The organism is Tissierella praeacuta, assembly GCF_040396155.1.
In the GTDB taxonomy this organism is placed as follows: Bacteria; Bacillota; Clostridia; order Tissierellales; family Tissierellaceae; genus Tissierella; species Tissierella praeacuta_A.
Window position 1 is genome coordinate 110,675 of record NZ_JBEBOY010000004.1, and the last position, 20,452, is coordinate 131,126.

Consider the following 20,452-nt stretch of genomic DNA (forward strand, 5'->3'; position numbering starts at 1 on the left):
TAATTAGATTTATATAGACTCTAAGATATAAAATTTAGGAATTGGGTATAATTGGTAACAATAATAATTATACTATATAGATACATTTTAAATATGTGGGAGGGTTAATAGATGATTTTAACTCTAAAAAATATAGGGAAAATTAAAGATGCAATAGTTGAACTAAATGGCATTACTGTTATTGCTGGTGAAAACAACACAGGTAAAAGTACGGTTGGTAAGACTTTATTTTGTATTTTTAATAGTTTCTATAAAATTAAACAACAAATTTATAAAGAAAGAAGAAATGCCATAAAAAGAATTTTAGACATAGGATATATTAACCCTACAGATAGATTCATAATAGGGTTGGATACAGATGAGATGACAAACACTATATCAGAAAAAGCAGATTTTTATAAGGAAAATCCTAAATTGTTAAAAAAAGATATAGTGGAATTTTTTCTCCGAGGTTATAGAAATACTGAAAATTATACTAATGAAATATCCCTTGAAGATATAACTAAAAAGGTCTATCAGATTATATCTCTATCTGATGAGGATATTTTTAAAACTGTCCTGTCACAGAAACTTAATTCAGAATTTAATAGTCAAATCAATAATATTTATTCTTCTAATGATAGTGGTGGTATTGTAGAGCTAAATATAAAAGGAACTAATATTGAAATTTTAATCAGGGATAATGAAGTTACAGATATATCAAAGAGACTTAGTTTAAACACAGAAGTCATTTATATAGATGATCCCTTTGTATTAGATGATATTAGCTCCTCTCCAATATTTCATATTGGATCTAATAATTATAATAATCATAGATTTCATCTACAATCAAAACTTAGGAATACAAAAGAAGATTTTGGTGTAGTAGATGCTATAAATAAGATTATAATATCAAATAAAATAGATAATATTTTTTCTAAAATAAATACAATTTGTAGTGGACAAATGATAAAAATAACAGGATCTAAATTTGGATATAAAAATAATAATTCAGATAAAGTATTAGATATAAAAAATATATCAACTGGCTTAAAAACATTTATTATACTCAAGACCTTACTATTAAATGGCAGTATACAAGATAATGGAACCATTGTTTTAGATGAACCAGAAATCCATTTGCATCCAGAGTGGCAAATCCTATTTGCTGAAATTATTGTTCTTATACAAAAAGAATTTAATATGCATATTTTATTAAATACTCATAGTCCATATTTTTTACGTGCTATTCAGGTATATTCCGCAAAATATGAAATAGCAGATAAATGCAACTACTATTTGGCTGAAGACATGGAGGATCAAGCTATAATTAGGGATGTAACTACGTCTATTGACGAAGTATATACTAAGCTTGCAAAGCCTTTTGAAACATTGGAGATTGAGAGGTATAGTGATGACTGATATTTGGAACTGTGATATTTTTAGTAATAATAAAAGTACTCTCAAGGAAACCTCCAAAGATGATGCAGATAAAAAAGATATAAAATATATGACTAATTCAGGAATTGAAGTTATTGACTTTGACGGTGTAAAAAATGATTATATAAAAGATTTAAAATTAAAATATACACCAAAGTCGAATGATGTTTTATATAAAAGTAAAGATGAGTTATATTTTATTGAATTTAAAAATGGAAATATGGATAAAGAAATACATAATGTAAGGCGTAAGATATTCGATAGTTTGCTGATTTTAACTGATATAATAAGTAAAGGTATTTCTTATACTAGAGAAAACCTTAATTATATTTTAGTATATAATAAAGAGTATAGTGTAAGTCATAAAAAGAAATTGGACAAGTCTGAAGTACAGGATGCAAGAGGTCTAGATAGAATTTCAAGTTCTTTAAATCAATTGGCAAAGCTAGAGTCCGATCCTTTTAAATTGAGAGAGCACTTTAAAAACTTGTATTTTAAAAAAGTTCACACATATACAGCAGAAGAATTTGAAGAAAAGTTTGTAAAACAATATGAAAATAATACCTTAAATTAGAATAGATAAGACAGATATTATAAATTAAAAGAGCTGGAAATAAAAGAAAAATATTCTCATGAAAACACTAAAGTTATTGGACATGTATCCGATAATAATATTGAAAGTTAAAAAACCTTTTGGCCAAAGGTATAAAATATTTTGGCAAGGATGCCAACAAACAAAAATCAAGGAGGAATAAAAATGAGAATTAATAACAACATGATGGCAATGAACACACATAGGCAATTAGGTATAGCTAATACAGCTGGATCAAAATCAATGGAAAAATTATCATCAGGCTTCAGAATCAACAGAGCAGGAGATGACGCAGCAGGATTAGCAATATCAGAAAAAATGAGAGGCCAAATCAGAGGACTTACTCAAGCATCAAGAAATGCGCAAGATGGTATTTCTTTAATTCAAACTACTGAAGGTGCTTTAAATGAAACTCATGCAATTCTTCAAAGAATGAGAGAATTAGCAGTTCAATCATCAACTGATACAAATACAGGTGTTGATAGAGGAAATCTTCAAGATGAAATTGACCAATTATCAGCAGAGATTACAAGAATAGCTGAAACAACTCAATTCAATACTATGAATCTATTAGATGGATCATTTAAAGATAAGAAATTCCATATTGGTGCAAATGAAGGACAAGATGTAACAATAGCAGTTAATGATATGGCTGCAAAAGCTTTATCAGTAGATGGTGAAATGTTTAAAGGTACAGTAGGAGATTTAATTGTTAAGAATAGGGATGGAAGCGGTGTGAAAATAACTGTTACAGCTGCAACTGCCTCAGGTCAAGATTTAAAAGTAGATACGACAGATTCAAAAAATATACAAATAACACTAGCAAGTAAAGAAGGCGTAGCAGCAGGTGCAAATAAAACTACAAATGCTGAATTAAAAGCAGAATTAGAAAAATTAGGATTCCAAGTAGAATTAGATACAGACAAAAAGGCTGGAGATTTAGCAAAAGAAGCGACTACTGCAGTAGAGATAAAAACTGCAGTATCAGGAGAATTTGGAGTGAATATATCTACACAAAAATCAGCATCAAAAGCTATTACTATAGTTAATGATGCCTTAGAAACAGTATCAAAAGAAAGATCAAAACTTGGTGCTATCCAAAATAGATTAGAACATACTATTAAGAACTTAGATACTTCAGCTGAAAACTTACAAGCATCAGAATCAAGAATCAGAGACGTAGACATGGCAAAGGAAATGATGGAGCAAACAAAACAAAACATATTACAACAAGCTTCAACTGCTATGTTGGCTCAATCTTTCCAAAATCCTCAAACAGTTTTACAATTGTTGAGATAATGGAAACAGGGTCCCTCAAAGAGTAATTTTTGAGAGCAAATTGGGTGAATTGCTGGAACCTCCTAAAACTAACTAAACTACAACGGAGTTGGAAACGGCAAACGTGAAGGTTTGAAAATTAGTTAGATTGGACAATCAGCAGCCGAGCTCCTGTACTGAAAAGTTGGAGAAGGTTCAACGACTAGGATATACAACCTAAGGCAATCGTATTGTACGGTGATGAAATCCATAGGGGAGAGGATGCCTCCGAAGTACCCAACAACCAAAAATGGTTGAAGATATAGTCTGGCGTATATGGAAACATAAACGATGGTCCGCAAGCAAACCAAGCACCTCAAACTGTATTACAATTATTAAGATAATTGAATATATAGGTAAAATTATAAGCGGTCAGGGGATTATTCCTCTGGCTTCTTTTTACATATAGGAGGGAAATGTTTATGGAATCTAAATTTCATGCTTCAGTAACAATAACAAATATGTCAAGTGAAATGTTTAATGATGCTTTGTTTTATATGGAGTTGGGAAATAATGAAAAAATGCATTTTCACAATGGAGATTTTATCGTTCTTCAATTATATTTTTTTGCATATCTGTAGAAGCTTGGGTAAATAAACTTTTGGTATATGGATTAGAGCAAAAAACTAATTGTTCAAAAGAAGAACAAAAACTTTATAAAGCTTTAACGGAGGAATTATATTTTCCACCATTAGGTATAAAACTAACAAACTATATTAAATTTAATAGTTACTTAAGTAATTTATTTAATTTTAAGGTAGTAAAAGGATCTCCTTTGGATATTGCTATAGAAAATTATCTTGAAATTACAAAATATAGAAACAAAATAATTCACTATTCTGACGGAAGTTATACAAAAGTGTATGATACTGAAGAATTAAAAAAATGTATCAATTCTGCTCCTGTTGTTATTCAAACTTTATTTGATGAATTATATAATGTATCACTAGAATTAGTGAATGTAGGCTATCCAAATTGGTTTAAAGATAGAAAGTCAAAGGAAATTTAATTTAGATAAATAGGTTAGTCTCTTAGTATCTATCAAAAATAAGAAAGGAGAGGTCAAAGTGGGGAAACAAGGAATACCAATGGAGCCAATAGAGAGAATAGATATAATAAATATGTATATTGAAGGAGCTCTTTTGGATGAAATTATGAAAAAGACAGGTTTTAGTGATACAGCTATTATAGAAACTATTGAGGATTATGAAAGGAAATTAATTGATGTAAAGGGACGTTATAAAGGTATGAGTATAGGTGTAGAAAATGGTAAATTTATAAAAAAGATAAATCCAATAGAATTTGTTGAAAAAGAGTAAAAATTTTAGGACATAACTAGTTTAAAGCTCACGGAGGAAAAAGACCTCCTTCGCAAAGTTCCAGGTTCCGATCGAATTTTGTCGAAAGTTGAATGTAAAAAAATATAGTAAATTGATGAATACAATTAAAGAATACATAATCTTAATAGTTTTATTATAATAGCAAAAGGAGGTCTGATATCATAGAAATGGCAGCATTATCAATGACCTAAGTCAAATAAAAGCACTTGTATCTCCGTTTTAAATATGGTAATGGATACAGATAAAGTACAAGCTGTAGATTTAACTTAGATGTTAGAAGCTAATACGAAAATGATGGATTAATCAATTAATCCTTATTTAGGCAAGGCTATAGATATTAGATTATAGGAATAGAATAATATTCTACCCTTTCTAAATGAGCTCGTTTTCCTTCATCCTCCTAACCTTATTATAAAGTCCATAATAAGGCCTATCAAGACTTTCAGCAATACTCTTATAACTAACCCCATCATTAATCATTTCTATAATTCTAGTTTCTTCTTCAGGGGAATAGGTATTATCAAAAGTTTCTCTATTAGATATCTTAATAATCTTATCTTTATATTTTTCAACATATTTCCTATGAGTATCAATAAGTTTAGAATCTACATTAATTTTATATCTTATATTAGGAATTTCATTGAAATATGGTTTTACAATTTCCAAGAATTTATATACTTCATTTCTTTTATTAATTTTCAAGATATAATTTGAACCATCTTTTCGTTTAGATAATTTAAATTCAATATTAAAGGTTTCGTTAATATGTTCCATCAACATAATATTTTCTTCACGTGTAAAACTTTGACTATAGAGCAATATTTGTGGAAATAGAGTTATTGAATGTGATTTCTTATAATTGTTTATCACTAAACTACCATCATCCATAAATAAACAAGCTAGTCCTATAGGATGATTTAGCATTTCTAATTCATCCTTAGGTATTATTTTAAAATTATTTGGATAAAACATTTTATATAATTCCGTATAAATAGGATGAGAAGGTGAATATATACCTCCATTAGAGTTGATTTTAAAATCTAAGTTTTTCAACTTATCTGCTTTCCATTTCCTATATTCTATCTGAGATATACCCGTATTTTCTCTATAACAAGCATTAAGACTTCTCCCATATTTAGAAAGTGTACCATCGCCAAGCAAACTTCCAATGATTATATTCCTCTCGATATTATTCATTTCATAATTTTTATAATTTTGTTCGTGTTTAATTTTTTTATTTTCTTGAAGTCTTAAATAATATTGCTTCATAAATACATCACTTTTCCTAATACCAAGTCGAGATGCTTTCCATCTTAGAGAACTCTGAGAAATTCCTAATTTATTAGATAGGACTTCATTGTCCGAATCAGGATATTCATTTTTTATAATTTCAATCATTTCGTTAGTGTACAAAGTAGGCATATTAGCATCTCATAAAAACATTAGTTCTAAGATTAGTATATCATAGCTTAAAATCAATAGATAGAATAATAACTTAAAATGAGATATTATATAAATAAATAGCAGATTATGTCGATAATATAATAGAGATAAAAGAATGGGGGCATTAGGTTGAAAATTTATATAGAAGATCAAATTCTAGAATATGAGAATAACAAGAATGAAATTGATAAGATATTTAATGAAATAGATAATATAATTGATAAATCATCAAAACTACTTAGTCATATGATAATAGATGATTTAGAAATATACGAATCTTATTATGATTATTTTTTAGATAATATTAGAGTAATAGAAAAGGTAGAAGTAGTAGTTCAAACATATAAAGAATTAGTTTATGATATATTGATATCTACAATAGAATACCTTGGAGAAATACCAAAAAAAGTCCAAGAATTAGCAAATAAATTTTATAAGAATGTAGAAAAAGAAGTATGGAATGATTTAAATGATTTACTAGGTGGCGTCATTTGGATAATAAATACATTTTCGTCAATTGATCAAGATGCAAGATTAAAAGATGTAGTTCCAAGTTATGAACAATGGAATCTTTATGCACAAGAGGTTTTTTCATTGCAAGAGATACTAAATGAATTGGAGGAAGCATTATTAAACAAGGATTTAGTATTGATTGGGGATATGCTTTCTTATGAAATTTTACCTAAATTTGAAGAAATGGAAGAGCAATTAATTCAGTTAATGGGTAGAAAGGATGTTTTAAATGATTTTAATTGATAATATAAATTTTTTAAGAGATAAATATCCAACTATATGGAATAAATTAAAACCATTAGAAGATAGAGAAAATGATTTGTTCCATATTGATGAAACGAAAAAAGGATATAAGACCCTTATATTAAATAAGGAAGATAAGAAGATATATTTTCATAGTAAGTACGATCCAATAAAGGAGTCAGAGAAGATAATCGAAGAATACAAAGAGATAGACGATACTACTAAAATTATATTCTATGGAACAGGGTTGGGATATCATATAGATTTATTCACTAAAATGAAACCTAAAAATAAATTTTATATATTTGAGCCTATACCAGAATTGATGAAAGAATTTTTATCAAATATAAATTTAACGAAATCTAATTATAATAATTTAGTAGGTATAAGTATTGGCTTAGAAAATATAGATGATGATATTAGTAAATTTGTAGAACTAAATAGGGATGAAACTATAATAATAGACTTACCTTCTCATAAACAAAATTTTCAAGATGAATATAAAGAGTTTACAAAAATATTTTTAGATATAGTAAAAGGAAAGAGAAGTAGTTTAGCTACTGATTACTCTTTCCAAAGACGTTGGATAATAAATAGTATGATGAATTTCAAGGAGGTATTATTGACTCCAAATATTTTAATAGAGAAAAAAGGAGAGTTTTTAAACAAACCAGCTATAATAGTAGCGGCTGGACCATCTTTGAATGAAGAAATAGAAAATATTAGGTATATCAAGGAGAATGGATTAGCATATATTTTTAGTGTAGGTTCAGCCATAAATACTCTTATACATAATGGCATTTATCCAGATGTAGCCACTACCTATGATCCAACAGAATTAAATCAGAAAGTATTTAAGAAAGTGAAGGAAAATAATATAAAAGAAATTCCGCTAATATTTGGAACTAGCGTTGGATTTGAAACATTAGAGAATTATCCAGGCAAAAAGTATCATATGGTAACTTCGCAAGATAAAATAGCAAATTATTATTTAGAATCTAATGAAGATACTGAAGTAGATATAGTTTTAGATGCGCCCAGTATAGCTGTTGTTACATTGCAACTATTGGCAAACTTAGCCTTTAGTCCGATTATCTTAGTTGGTCAAAATTTAGGGTATTTAGGAACATCTCAATATTCAAAAGGAATAGAATATGGGAAGGAACTAACAGAAGAAGAACTTAAAAATGCATTATGGGTAGAAGATGTATATGGCAAGCAAATACAGACTAATGATGGATTTAATAGGATGCGATCTCAAATGGAACTATATATTAACACCATGAAAAAGGGAAGAGTAATAAATACTACTAAAGGTGGAGCTAAGATACATGGTGCTGAATTTAGAGAATTAAAGAATATAATGAGTGATATTTTAGTGGAAAAGGTCGTGCAAGCTGAGTGGCTTGAAGGAGATAAAACTAATTATAATAAACAAAGATTAAGAGAAAAGGTTGAATCTATGGATTTAGCTCTAGATGATGCATATAGATGGATAAGAGAATATAATATAAGTTTAGAAAAAATATTTAATCTAGTTAGAAATAGAAACTTTAAGCAGCTTGATATTATGTACAATAAATTAGATATAAGTATTATGGCTCTAGAATCCAATAGCTTTTTCACTACTTTTATTCTTCAAATGAATAGAGTACAACATAAGTTACTTGCAGATGCGGTGAAAATTTCTAAGTTGGAAAAAGATTTGTATAAGAGACATATGGATTTATTAAATAGTTATAAAGGGTTCATTGATAGATGTAGATTAGATATAGAATTAATAAAACCTATTTATGAAAAAATGAAAGATAATATATTAGAATATATTAATGAAGATATTATAGAAGGTGAAATTGATGTCTAAAATGTTAGTAACTGGAGCTGATGGTTTTATAGGTAGTCACTTAGTAGAAAAGCTAGTTGAAGAAGGGCATAAAATACGTGCTTTTGCATATTATAATTCCTTCAACACATGGGGATGGCTTGATACACTCCATAAAGAAATTCTTAATGAAATAGAAGTGTTTATAGGAGATATTAGAGATCCAAATGGAGTTAAAGAATCTATGAAGGGTATAGATGAGGTATATCATTTAGCAGCTTTAATAGCTATACCATTCAGTTATCACTCACCAGATTCATATGTAGATACAAATATAAAAGGGACATTGAATGTGTTGCAAGCAGCAAGGGATTTAGATACATCTAGGATACTAGTTACTTCTACATCAGAGGTATATGGTACAGCCCAATATGTGCCAATAGATGAAAAACATCCATTTCAAGGACAATCTCCCTATTCAGCAACAAAGATTGGTGCTGATAGAATAGCAGAATCATTTTATAGAAGCTTTGATATGCCTATTACAATAGTTAGACCTTTTAATACCTATGGCCCAAGGCAATCAGCTAGAGCAGTTATACCTACCATAATTACACAGCTATTAGCAGGAAAAAAGGAGATTAAGCTAGGTTCATTAACTCCGACAAGAGATTTTAATTATGTAAAAGATACAGTACAAGGATTTATTGATATAGCAAAATCTATTAATACAATAGGAGAAGAAATAAATATTGCAACACAGCAAGAGATAGCAATAGGAGAGCTTGCACAAGAAATGATTAATCAAATTAATCCTAATGCAAGGATAATATGTGAAGAAGAAAGGCTAAGACCAGAAAAGTCAGAAGTTAATAGGTTATTAGGTTCTAATGAAAAGATAAAAAGAATGACTAATTGGAGGTCAAGCTATACCTTAAAACAAGGGTTAGCTGAGACAATAGAATGGATACGAAATAACTTAGATAAATATAAAATTGATATATATAATATTTAGGAGCGATATAAATGAGCAAGTTTATCCCATTATCAGTACCAAATTTAAAGGGAAAAGAATTAGAATATGTAACAAAGGCAGTAGAAGAAGAATGGGTGTCTACCGGTGGAGGATATATAAATGAGTTTGAAAAAAATATTGCTGAGTATTTAAAAGTTGAAAAAGCTGTTGCATGTCAATCTGGTACAGCAGGACTTCATCTAGCTTTAAGGCTTTCAGGTGTAGAGTATGGTGATGAAGTAATAGTCCCTACTCTTACATTTATTGCAGCAGTTAATCCAGTAAAGTACTTAGGAGCAGAACCAATATTTATGGATTGTGATGATACATTAAATATGGATTTGGACAAGCTTGAAGAGTTTTGTAGTAAAGAATGTAATCTGATAGAAGATAAATTAATCAATAAGAAAACAGGTAGAATAATCAAAGCTTTAGTTATAGTTCATGTATTCGGGAATATGGTAATCATGGAAAGACTTATAGATATGGCTGAAAGGTATAAGCTAAAGGTAATAGAAGATTCTACGGAGGCCTTGGGAACATATTGTACAGAGGGTAAATATAAAGACAAGTTCGCAGGAACTATAGGCGACTTTGGGGTATATTCATTTAATGGAAACAAGATAATGACTACTGGCGGAGGAGGAATGTTAGTAGCCAAGAATAATGAATTGGCTGATAAAGCTAAATACTTATCTACTCAAGCCAAAGATGATGAATTATATTATATTCATGATGAAATAGGATTCAATTACAGGATGATAAATTTACAAGCAGCTCTAGGAGTTGCTCAATTAGAGCAATTAGAAGATTATGTTAAAATAAAAACAGAGAATTATAATCTATACAAACGAGAAATCGATAAATTAGAAGGGCTATCAATTCTTGAATTTAATAAAAATACCAGATCAAATCATTGGTTTTACTCTTTACTAATAGATAAAGAAGAATATGGACTTAGTAGAGATGAGCTATTAAAAAAATTAAATGAAAATAAAATTCAAACAAGGCCAATATGGGGATTAATTCATGAGCAAAAACCGTATAGAAAAAATCAATCATATAGAATAGAAAAAGCCAGCTACTATATAGAAAGAATATTAAATATTCCTTGTAGTACAAGCCTTGCAAAAGAGGACGTAAAATATATTTGTAATGTACTGAAAGAATTAGAAAGATAGGGGGAATCCCTTTGAACATACAAGATTTATTTATAAATCAAGATTTATCAATTAAAGAAGCATTAAAAAAATTGGATGAGACAGCGAAGAAAATACTGTTAGTAGTAGAAAGTAATAAGCTAATAGGTGTGCTTACAGATGGAGATATTAGAAGATGGATACTGAAGAGTGGTAATCTAAATGAACCTGTTAGATTAATCATGATAAAGTCACCAAAGTATATATTTGAAGAAAATATAAAAAACGCAAAGAAGGTTCTTAAAGAATACAGTATAGAAGCTATACCTGTCCTAAATAGAAAAAAAGAAGTAATAGACATTATGTTTTGGAATGATAATTTTAATAGAAAATTCAAATTTAATAAGATGGATAATCCAGTAGTAGTAATGGCTGGTGGAAAAGGTACTCGGCTAGATCCATACACAAAAATATTGCCAAAACCTCTTATACCTATAGGAGATATTCCAATAGTAGAGAGAATTATAAATAGGTTTAATGAATATGGATGCAATGATTTTTACATGACAGTTAATTACAAGAAAAACATGATAAAGGCATATTTTAATGAAATAGAAAAGACATATAAAATAGATTATATAGAAGAAGATAAACCATTGGGTACAGTAGGGAGCTTATACTTATTGAAGGAGAAGATAAAGGATACTTTTTTTGTAAGTAATTGTGATATTTTAATAGAAGGAAATTATTCAGATATGCTTAAATATCACAAAGAACATAAAACAAAGATTACCCTAATTACTTCACTTAAGCATTATACAATTCCCTATGGGGTAATTCAAATAAATGGAGATAGTGATGTAAAAAGAATGATAGAAAAACCAGAATATGATTTTTTAGTGAATACTGGTATGTATATATTAGAACCAGAAGTAATTAATGATATTCCAGAAAATAAGTTTTTTCATATAACAGATTTAATAAATCATTATATCAATAAAGGTGAAAAGATAGGGATATATCCTGTAAGTGAAGGGGCTTGGCTTGATATGGGACAGTTTAAAGAAATGGAAATTATGCTTGAAAGGTTAGGGGTTAAATAATAGTATAATATATATCTCAATATCAAGGGAAAGTATAAATATTAAATTATAGGTGATAAACGTGATTAAGGATAAAGGTTTCTTAGCAATTATACCCGCTCGTGGAGGATCAAAAGGAGTACCTAGAAAAAATATAAGGCTATTGAATGGTATACCTCTAATAGGACATACGTTAATGGAAGCAAAAAAATCAAAATATCTAAATCGAGTAATAGTATCTACGGATGATGAAGAAATAGTAAAGATTTCCAGACAGTTTAATGGAGAGGTACCTTGTTTAAGGCCTAAAGAATTAGCTAAAGATACATCACCTACTATAGATTCTATTATACACATCATAAACTATCTAAAAGAAAAGGAAAATTATTTGCCAGATTATATATGTTTACTTCAATGTACATCACCATTAAGAACCTATGAAGATATAGATGGGGCTATAGAAAAACTATTATACACAGACTTTGACGGTATTATCTCAGTGTGTGAAGTAGAAGTTAATCCGTATTGGACAAATGTTTTTGAAAAAGATAAATTAAAATATTTTATAGAGGAAGGTAAAAATATTACTCGAAGACAGGACTTGCCCAAAGTCTATAGATATAATGGAGCAATATATATAATAAAAACAGATATTCTTATGGATATAAAATCTTTTGAGACCGAGAATATTACTGGATATATAATGTCTAATGAAGACTCTATTGATATTGACACTATAACTGATTTTAAAATTGCGGAAATTTTAATGAAAGAACGTGAAAGGATATGAGAAGGATAGCAGTAGTAACAGGTACAAGAGCTGAATATGGATTACTTAAAAATACATTAAATAAAATAAAAGAAAATAAAAATTTAAGACTTCAGCTAGTTGTTACAGGAACACATTTGTCTAAGGAATATGGCTATACTGTAAAAGAGATTATTGATGACGGTTTCGAAATAGAAGATACAATACCTATATTAATGAAAAACAGTAATAAAGATGGTGTAGCAAAAGAAATGGGACTTTTAATGATTCAAATTTCGCAGACTTTTGAAAGAATAAAACCAGATATATTACTTTTATTAGGCGATAGATATGAAGTATTTGCTGTAGCTTCAGTAGCGATGGCTATGAATATCCCTATGGGCCATATATCAGGAGGGGAAATTACTGAAGGTGCTATAGATGAGCAAATAAGACATTCAATAACGAAGATGGCTCATATACATTTTCCAGGAGCTGAAGCATATGCTAAAAATATAATTGCAATGGGAGAAGAACCCTGGAGAGTATTTGATGTAGGAGATCCAGGAATAGAAAATATCAAGTTTACCAAATTACTAAGTAAGGAAGAATTAAAAGAGCAATTAAAAGTAGAAGTAGATAGAGATACATTACTTATAACTTATCACCCTGTTACATTAGAAATAGAATTATTGCCATTTCAAATAGAAAACTTAATTAAAGCCTTAAATAAAGTAAATAAACAGATGATAATTACTTATCCTAATGCAGATAATGGTGGGGATTATATAATAAAAAAACTAGAGGAGTTTAAGAAAATAAACTCAAATGTATATTTATTTAAAAGTCTAGGATTATTGAAATATTTAAGTGTCATGAAACATTGTGGAGCTGTAGTTGGAAATTCTTCTAGTGCTTTAGTAGAAGCTCCATATTTAAAGATACCTGTAGTAAACATTGGGAATAGACAAAAAGGAAGAATGATGGCAGAAAATATTATTTCTTGTAATAATGAATACGAGGATATAATAGAGGCTATAAATAGAGTGTTAACTGATGAATTTAAAGAAAAAGTTAAACATATTAGGAGCCTTTATGGTGAAGGAAATACAAGTGAAGAAATCGTAAATGTATTAGAAAACATTGAAATTAATGATAAACTATTAAAAAAGAAACTGATATGGGGTTGATAAAATGTCGGTATTTATAATAGCAGAAGCTGGAGTTAATCATAATGGAAATATTAATTTAGCAAAAAAACTTGTAGATGTGGCAAAGGAGTGTGGAGCAGATGCTATCAAATTTCAAACCTTTAAAGCAGAAGAAAGCACAGGAATTTTTGCGGAAAAAGCACAATATCAGAAGGAAAATGATAAAACACAAGAATCCCAATTAGAAATGATTAAAAAACTAGAGTTACCTTTTGAAGATTTTAAAGAAATAAAAGAGTACTGTGATATAAAAGAAATAATCTTTGTATCTACACCAGATGGCTTTGAAAGTTTAAACTATTTAGTAAACCTTGGTGTTCCTTTTATTAAAGTGGGTTCAACTGAAGTAACTAATCTTAATTTTTTAAAGGAAATAGGTAATACAGGAAAACTTATCATCTTATCTACGGGAATGAGCACTTTAGGGGAAATAGAAAAGGCATTAGAAGTTTTTTATTCCACTGGAAATAAAAATATTAAATTAATGCATTGCACATCAGATTATCCTACAGCAGTGGAAGAGGTAAATTTAAAAGCTATGATTACTATGAGAGAAGCTTTTAAAATTCCGGTGGGGCTATCTGATCATACTTTAGGATTTGAAGCTGCGATATCAGCTACTACCTTAGGAGCGGAGTTTATAGAAAAACATATTACATTAGATAGAGGAATGAAAGGGCCAGATCATAAGGCGTCTATGCCTCCAGAAAAATTTAAGGAATATGTCAGATATATTAGGAACACTGAAAAGTTATTAGGAGATGGAATTAAAAGGCCTACAAATAAAGAAAGACTTATCATGAATGATGCTAGAAGAAGCATTTTAGCATCAAAAGACTTGAAAAAAGGAACTATAATAGAAGAAGATATGCTTACTTATAAAAGGCCGGGATATGGAATAAAGCCAGAATTAGCTTATATATTAATAGGAAGAGAATTAAAAAGAGATTTATCAAAAGATGAGGTTATACAATGGAAGGATATATAAAACCTATAGGTGGGGAATTTTGGTTTGATAATGCAATCATAAATAAGAATATAGATAATTTTAATGAAACTAATTCTATATTATTAAATGGAGGACAGAGTGCTATTGAATTTATACTTCAAGATATAGATTTAAAAGAGAACGAATATATACTTATGCCTTCATACCTATGTCCTACAATACTATATAAGTTTGAGAAGAAAAATATTAGTATGTTGTTTTATGAGATAAATGAAGATTTAAGTATAAATATTGAAGATGTAAAAGAATTAATTAAAAAGTTTAATGTAAAAGTATTATATTTTATTAATTACTTTGGATTTTATCATAATGAAGAAACGATAACATATTTTAAAGACATTAAGGAAAAAGGGATACTTTTGATAGAAGATGCAGTTCAAATGTTATGGTTTAAAAAGTTAAATAAGTTTATAGGTAACTATGTGTTTAATAGTTATAGAAAATTTTTTCCATATGATGGGAGTATGGTGATTTGTGACTCTAAAATTAATTCAAACTTTAAAATCGAAAAAGATAAATATTATAAATTAGTTTTAGAAGCTAGGATAAAAAAAACGCAATATATTAAGAAACATATAGGAGAAGAAGAGAACTTTTTAAATAAATTTATAGAGACAGAAAAATGGTATTATAAAAGGAATACAATAAATGGAATAGATGAGATATCAAAACAAAATTTAAGTCATATAGATTTTCATAAGTTAAAGAAAGAAAGAAGAGATAATTATAATTTCATATATGATAAATTAAAAGAATGTAATAAAGTAAAGGTATTATTTAATACAAATCAAATAGAAGACAATGCTCCATTAGCTTTTCCAATACTTATAAATGATAGGGGTTTTATAAGAAATGAACTTAGAAAATATAATATTTATTGTCCAGTGCATTGGGATATAACTGGAGAAAGATGGATATTAGATTTTCCCAAAAGTATTAGAATATCAAAATCTATATTATCTATACCAATTGATTGGAGATATAATTTGAAAGATATGAATAGGATTACAGATACTATATTTAATTTCTATAGGTTTGTAAAATAGTAATCGGAGGTATTCATTATATGAGGCTGATTTTTAAAAAATGTAGTGAGGAAGACTTTGAGGATTTTTATATTTTACGGAGTGATAAAGAGAATGTTTATTGGACAGGCTATGATGAGAAACCTGACAAAGCTAATTTACGAAAGTGGTTTACGATGCAATTAAAAAGAAAAGATAGAATTATGTTTATAGCTAAATATGATAAATTAGATGAACCAATTGGATATTTATATTTAGATATTGTAGGAAATAATGATATTATAGAGACTGGACATGGCGTTAATTCAGAATACAAAGGTAAGGGAATTGGCACAAAGATAATAAAATTTGCATTAGATTATACTAAAAATCAATTAAAGTTTATCAATGAAGTACACGGATGGATATTTGAAGAAAATATAGGTTCAATAAAAAATGTATTAAAAAATGGATATTATGAAACTAAAGAAACAAAAGAAGTTTTTTTAGAAGGATCAAATCAATATAAGAAAATGAAAAAATATGTATATAAAATAACATAAAGGTGAGAGAGACGATGTACCGCATTTTAAATACAGATAGCTGTGAATGGAATCAATATTTAAGTAAAATGCCTTTAAATCTGGAAGATATATATTTCACATCAGAATATTATGAGTTAGATGAGATAAATGGGGACGGCATTGCTAAATTGTTTGTTTATTATGAAGATAATAAAATAGCAATGTATCCATTTATATTAAATAGAGTAACAAATTACGATTTACCTAGGGATTACTATGATATAGAAACAGCCTATGGATATGGTGGGCCAATAACTAATTGTCAAGATGAGTACTTTTTAAATAATTTTGAAGAATCTTTCGTTGAATTTTGTAAAGAAAACTATATTGTTGCTGAGTTTATAAGATTTCACCCACTTATTAAAAACGAAAGAATATTTAAAAGAAAAATACAAGTAATACATAATAGAAATACAGTATTTCTAGATTTAACCAAGGGGATAAATAAAATATGGAAAGAAGATATAAATAGTAAAAACAGAAATGTTATAAAAAAGGCAATGAAAAATGGTCTTCATGTTGAAATTAATAACGATTATAAAATGTTTAAATTAATTTATAAGCAAACAATGGATAAAGTAGATGCTAATGATTATTATTATTTTGATGATAAATATTATGAAAGTATAAAAGAAAATAATAATTGTATGTTATTAAGTGTAAAAAGAGAAAATAAGGTTATAGCAATAGCCATATTTATGGGATATGGAGATTATTTTCATTACCATTTAGCAGGAAGTTTAAAAGATGAATTAAAGTTTTCGCCAAATAATTTGTTGATATGGGAAGCTATAAAATATGCTGTAGATAATGAATACAAAATAATGCATTTTGGTGGTGGATTAACAGACAGTTTAGATGATAATTTATTTAAATTCAAAAGTAGATTTTCAAAACAATACGCAGATTTTTATATAGGAAAGAGAATACATGATAAAGAAATATATTCATATTTAATAAATGAATGGGAAAATAGAAATAATAAAAAGGCAACTATGCTATTACAGTATAGATATTAAGTAGGAGGATAAGTTGGCAATATTTGATAATAGATGAGAGAAAACTTATAGCAGTGGCGAATGAAGTGAGTATATATCAGAGGATGTGATAAGGTTTGTAACTAGAAACTTAATTTAGTACTAAAGTTTTGAACTTCGAGTGTAAAGCGGGTTTTGATACTTATGGATTTGATGGCTCAATATCAGCAGTTGAAAAAACTAAAGTAAGGTTATATGAGGAAAATCTTAAAGGAACGATTTCTGTGGCAGATGCATCAAATACAGGATATAAGGATAGTTATTTTGACGCGATAATTGATGTGCAGTTGTATATGCTAATAGTACAGACAATATTAAATTAATATTAAAAGAAATAAATAGATTGCTAAAGAAAGGAGGACTGTTTTTTCTACTGGACTTTTTAATACAGAAACAACGGGCTATAAGTTAGGGGGAAGGATAAAAGAAAATACTTATAAAGAAATAGTTAATGGACCACTGGCTAATAGGGGGACAGCACATTTTTTCACCATGGAAGAATTAGAAAAACTTTGGACTGATGCAGGTTTCAAGGAATTAAAAATTGATACAATAAGGAGAACTGACTTTGGAGGTAAAGACATGATCTCTTATTTTATTATACAAGCTGAAAAATAAGAGAGTAATTTAATTAATAAAATTGAGAAAAGGGCATTGTGAGTAAAAAATCGTATTTAGAAGTAAAAGGAAATATACAAGATTTGGGGAAATTAAGAATTAACATATTAGAAAGTAATTTTAGATTTATAGAGATTAATGAAAAATACTTCATTAAGTCAGACATGTTAAATATCAATGGTGACGGGAAAGAGATATTAAATATTAGTTGAAAGTTATAATGATATAACTATCTTAGATGATAGAGGATATATCAATAAGCATTTATTTTTAGATTTAAAGAATGAAAAAGGAATTCGGTTGATATTTATGAAAAAAGATAATGCTAAAAATCCTAATCCAAAATGGTTTAGTCAACATATTTCTAAACTCAGAAGACGAATTGAAAGCCCTTTTTCACAATTATGTGTATAGCTAAATATTAATAAAGTTCTAACTAAATCTATGCCATGTCTTATTGTAAGACTTAGAACAAAGATTTTAGCCCATAATCATTGTTACAGCATAAAATTAGCTATTAGAAAATGATCTAAAATTAGGATACATTAAAGAACCCATATTTTGATATGAAATAATTTTAACAGATTAAATGGTTAGAAAGACGTATAAAATAAACGAGCATAAGATTAATATAATAGATTTTAGAAGAAAACATAGAATTTGTAATTTACTCGAACTTCAATAAAATATTTAAATGTACTATATGAAAGATTGACCTTTTTCTAGTAAATATAAACTAAAAAATATTTAATCTTGAAAGAATAGTATCAAATTTTTAATAGTAATAGTAGATTATGAGATATAGATAGAGTTAATTAATCTAAGAAGAGGATTAAAAGGACAAATTTATATTTTAATTTAGATTGTAAGGAGGTGTTTAAATGGCAAAGGAATATGATTATGAAATGTATGGACAACCAAGTATACATACATTAAAAGAAAGAAAGTTGAATGTTTACTTTTCAGAACCGGATAATGGAATAAATAAAGACACAGGAATATTACTATTAATAGCTGGATTTGGTGGAAATGCAAATTCAAATGTATATAAAAAAATGAGAAATATCTTCGCAGATAAATATAATTTAGTGATAGTACAGTGTGACTATTTTGGCTGGGAATTTATGCAAGGTGCAAACAATATTTCTATAAATATTTATAGAGAACAATTACGAAAGCATTTCAAAAGAGAAGAAGTTGAATACATATACAAAGATGAGAATATATTTTCACGACTAATGGAGGTATCTAGTAATAATAATATAAATGTATCAGCTAAGGAAAATCTCAAAGAGACTTTGGATAATTATAATGATATGGGGATAATACAAGCAATAGATAATATAAGTACTGTTATAAGTGTTATTGAGATTATAAAAGATAATGGATACTGCTTTAATGAAAATAAGATTATTTTATATGGACATTCTCATGGAGCCTATCTGTCTTATTTATGTAATGCATTTGCACCGAGTATGTTTTCATTATTGATAGATAATTCTTCATGGCTATTTCCAGTTTATTTAAAAAGTAATCGATACTTAAATAGTGTATATGGTAATTCGATATTATCAGTTGAATTTGAGTACTTAGCAAAAAGCTTAGAGTATGATGAAGATATTCTATTTTTACCTTCATTATATAAAAAATTAGAGAATCAGTGTGAGATTATTTGTTACCATGGGACAAACGATAATTTAATTAATCATAAGGATAAAGTTATATTAAAGAAAATTATTAAAAGATTTGAATATAATGAGATAGATAATAATAAGGTAGATAATAAAGTTTTTAAATCAACAGAGCATGGATTAGGTGCCGACTTTTTAGAATTATTTGACTATGTCATAAACAGTCATAATTTCGAGTTTGGAAATAGGATAAATAAGAGAAATGAGAATATAACTTATCAAACAAATAAAAATAAATATTTAGTAGATTACAGTGGTATAGTTCCTGTTTTACATATGGAGAGAAGATAAGTGAAACTGCAAGGATAATAATCTAAAAAATTAAAAGGATGATCGAGATTTAATGAATAAGTTCTAGAAGTATATTATACAGTAGAGGAGGCAATCCAATGGACATAGCAGCATTATCAATGGGACTAAGTCAAATGAAGGTAGCAGAAGAAGCAGGTATATCAGTCATGAAGATGGCAATGGATACATCAGAAGTACAAGCTGTAAAGTTAACTCAAATGCTAGACGTAAATACTAAGATAATGGAACAATCAGTTAATCCTAATTTAGGTAAGGCAATAGATATTAGATTATAATTATCCCCATCTAATTGAGACTACCATCTCAACTAGAT

Annotated in this window: 23 protein-coding genes; 22 read left to right on the top strand and 1 reads right to left on the bottom strand. The window is 28.0% G+C overall.

Translation table 11 applies throughout. The annotated features are described in order from the left end of the window. Positions 1–111: 111 nt before the first annotated feature. The 6 genes from ABWP20_RS03515 (at position 112) to ABWP20_RS03540 (ending at position 4,647) form a co-directional block, all read left to right on the top strand. Positions 112–1,401 (top strand): AAA family ATPase, encoded by a 1,290-nt coding sequence (locus ABWP20_RS03515; RefSeq protein WP_353093791.1) that lies wholly within the window; start codon positions 112–114, stop codon positions 1,399–1,401. Then, positions 1,394–1,993, top strand: coding sequence for a hypothetical protein (locus ABWP20_RS03520; RefSeq protein WP_353093793.1), 600 nt, complete (start codon positions 1,394–1,396; stop codon positions 1,991–1,993). Before ABWP20_RS03515 ends, ABWP20_RS03520 begins: the two co-directional genes overlap by 8 nt. A gap of 183 nt (positions 1,994–2,176) precedes the next feature. Beyond that, positions 2,177–3,310: a flagellin N-terminal helical domain-containing protein gene (locus ABWP20_RS03525; RefSeq protein ID WP_353093795.1), complete on the top strand. Its 1,134-nt coding sequence runs from the start codon at positions 2,177–2,179 to the stop codon at positions 3,308–3,310. A 440-nt stretch (positions 3,311–3,750) separates the two neighbouring features. Continuing rightward, positions 3,751–3,909 (top strand): hypothetical protein, encoded by a 159-nt coding sequence (locus ABWP20_RS03530; protein WP_353093797.1) that lies wholly within the window; start codon positions 3,751–3,753, stop codon positions 3,907–3,909. A gap of 20 nt (positions 3,910–3,929) precedes the next feature. Then, positions 3,930–4,337: a HEPN domain-containing protein gene (locus tag ABWP20_RS03535; RefSeq protein ID WP_353093799.1), complete on the top strand. Its 408-nt coding sequence runs from the start codon at positions 3,930–3,932 to the stop codon at positions 4,335–4,337. Positions 4,338–4,395: 58 nt separating this feature from the next. Next, positions 4,396–4,647: a hypothetical protein gene (locus ABWP20_RS03540; protein WP_353093801.1), complete on the top strand. Its 252-nt coding sequence runs from the start codon at positions 4,396–4,398 to the stop codon at positions 4,645–4,647. A 393-nt stretch (positions 4,648–5,040) separates the two neighbouring features. On the opposite strand, the gene ABWP20_RS03545 is transcribed toward ABWP20_RS03540, so the two are convergent. Further along, the gene (locus ABWP20_RS03545; protein ID WP_353093803.1) at positions 5,041–6,090 is read right to left on the bottom strand and encodes a hypothetical protein; all 1,050 of its coding nucleotides are present in this window, start codon (positions 6,088–6,090) and stop codon (positions 5,041–5,043) included. 150 nt (positions 6,091–6,240) lie between these two features. On the opposite strand from ABWP20_RS03545, the gene ABWP20_RS03550 reads away from it, so the two are divergent. The 16 genes from ABWP20_RS03550 to ABWP20_RS03625 all read left to right on the top strand — a co-directional run bounded on the left by ABWP20_RS03550 (position 6,241) and on the right by ABWP20_RS03625 (position 20,414). Then, complete coding sequence (locus ABWP20_RS03550) at positions 6,241–6,867, top strand: DUF8042 domain-containing protein (protein ID WP_353093805.1); 627 nt, start codon at positions 6,241–6,243, stop codon at positions 6,865–6,867. Further along, complete coding sequence (locus ABWP20_RS03555) at positions 6,854–8,731, top strand: motility associated factor glycosyltransferase family protein (protein WP_353093807.1); 1,878 nt, start codon at positions 6,854–6,856, stop codon at positions 8,729–8,731. The genes ABWP20_RS03550 and ABWP20_RS03555 overlap by 14 nt, the downstream gene beginning before the upstream one ends. Beyond that, positions 8,724–9,704, top strand: a complete 981-nt coding sequence (locus ABWP20_RS03560) for an NAD-dependent 4,6-dehydratase LegB (protein ID WP_353093809.1) — start codon at positions 8,724–8,726, stop codon at positions 9,702–9,704. The genes ABWP20_RS03555 and ABWP20_RS03560 overlap by 8 nt, the downstream gene beginning before the upstream one ends. A gap of 11 nt (positions 9,705–9,715) precedes the next feature. After that, a complete protein-coding gene (locus ABWP20_RS03565; protein ID WP_353093811.1) occupies positions 9,716–10,885 on the top strand; it encodes a LegC family aminotransferase in 1,170 nt (389 codons plus the stop codon). Positions 10,886–10,896: 11 nt separating this feature from the next. Beyond that, a complete protein-coding gene (locus ABWP20_RS03570; RefSeq protein ID WP_353093813.1) occupies positions 10,897–11,946 on the top strand; it encodes a nucleotidyltransferase family protein in 1,050 nt (349 codons plus the stop codon). A 61-nt stretch (positions 11,947–12,007) separates the two neighbouring features. Continuing rightward, the gene (locus tag ABWP20_RS03575; protein WP_353093815.1) at positions 12,008–12,715 is read left to right on the top strand and encodes an acylneuraminate cytidylyltransferase family protein; all 708 of its coding nucleotides are present in this window, start codon (positions 12,008–12,010) and stop codon (positions 12,713–12,715) included. Next, entirely contained in the window at positions 12,712–13,863 is a 1,152-nt protein-coding gene (gene neuC, locus ABWP20_RS03580; protein WP_353093817.1) for a UDP-N-acetylglucosamine 2-epimerase, read from the top strand. The genes ABWP20_RS03575 and neuC overlap by 4 nt, the downstream gene beginning before the upstream one ends. A 4-nt stretch (positions 13,864–13,867) precedes the next feature. Further along, positions 13,868–14,872, top strand: coding sequence for an N-acetylneuraminate synthase (gene neuB / locus ABWP20_RS03585; protein ID WP_353093819.1), 1,005 nt, complete (start codon positions 13,868–13,870; stop codon positions 14,870–14,872). Further along, positions 14,857–15,939 (top strand): PLP-dependent aminotransferase family protein, encoded by a 1,083-nt coding sequence (locus tag ABWP20_RS03590; protein WP_353093821.1) that lies wholly within the window; start codon positions 14,857–14,859, stop codon positions 15,937–15,939. Before neuB ends, ABWP20_RS03590 begins: the two co-directional genes overlap by 16 nt. A gap of 20 nt (positions 15,940–15,959) precedes the next feature. Further along, the gene (locus ABWP20_RS03595) at positions 15,960–16,460 is read left to right on the top strand and encodes a GNAT family N-acetyltransferase (protein ID WP_353093823.1); all 501 of its coding nucleotides are present in this window, start codon (positions 15,960–15,962) and stop codon (positions 16,458–16,460) included. 14 nt (positions 16,461–16,474) lie between these two features. Next, a complete protein-coding gene (locus ABWP20_RS03600) occupies positions 16,475–17,500 on the top strand; it encodes a lipid II:glycine glycyltransferase FemX (RefSeq protein ID WP_353093825.1) in 1,026 nt (341 codons plus the stop codon). Positions 17,501–17,628: 128 nt separating this feature from the next. Then, positions 17,629–17,841 (top strand): class I SAM-dependent methyltransferase, encoded by a 213-nt coding sequence (locus ABWP20_RS03605; RefSeq protein WP_353093827.1) that lies wholly within the window; start codon positions 17,629–17,631, stop codon positions 17,839–17,841. Positions 17,842–18,010: 169 nt separating this feature from the next. Next, positions 18,011–18,136, top strand: a complete 126-nt coding sequence (locus tag ABWP20_RS03610; RefSeq protein ID WP_353093829.1) for a hypothetical protein — start codon at positions 18,011–18,013, stop codon at positions 18,134–18,136. A gap of 38 nt (positions 18,137–18,174) precedes the next feature. Then, positions 18,175–18,348, top strand: a complete 174-nt coding sequence (locus tag ABWP20_RS03615; protein WP_353093831.1) for a hypothetical protein — start codon at positions 18,175–18,177, stop codon at positions 18,346–18,348. A gap of 669 nt (positions 18,349–19,017) precedes the next feature. Continuing rightward, positions 19,018–20,118 carry a DUF2920 family protein gene (locus ABWP20_RS03620; protein WP_353093832.1) on the top strand — a complete coding sequence of 367 codons (1,101 nt, stop codon included), beginning with the start codon at positions 19,018–19,020 and terminating at the stop codon, positions 20,116–20,118. Positions 20,119–20,216: 98 nt separating this feature from the next. Further along, positions 20,217–20,414 (top strand): YjfB family protein, encoded by a 198-nt coding sequence (locus tag ABWP20_RS03625; RefSeq protein WP_353093834.1) that lies wholly within the window; start codon positions 20,217–20,219, stop codon positions 20,412–20,414. Positions 20,415–20,452 lie beyond the last annotated feature (38 nt).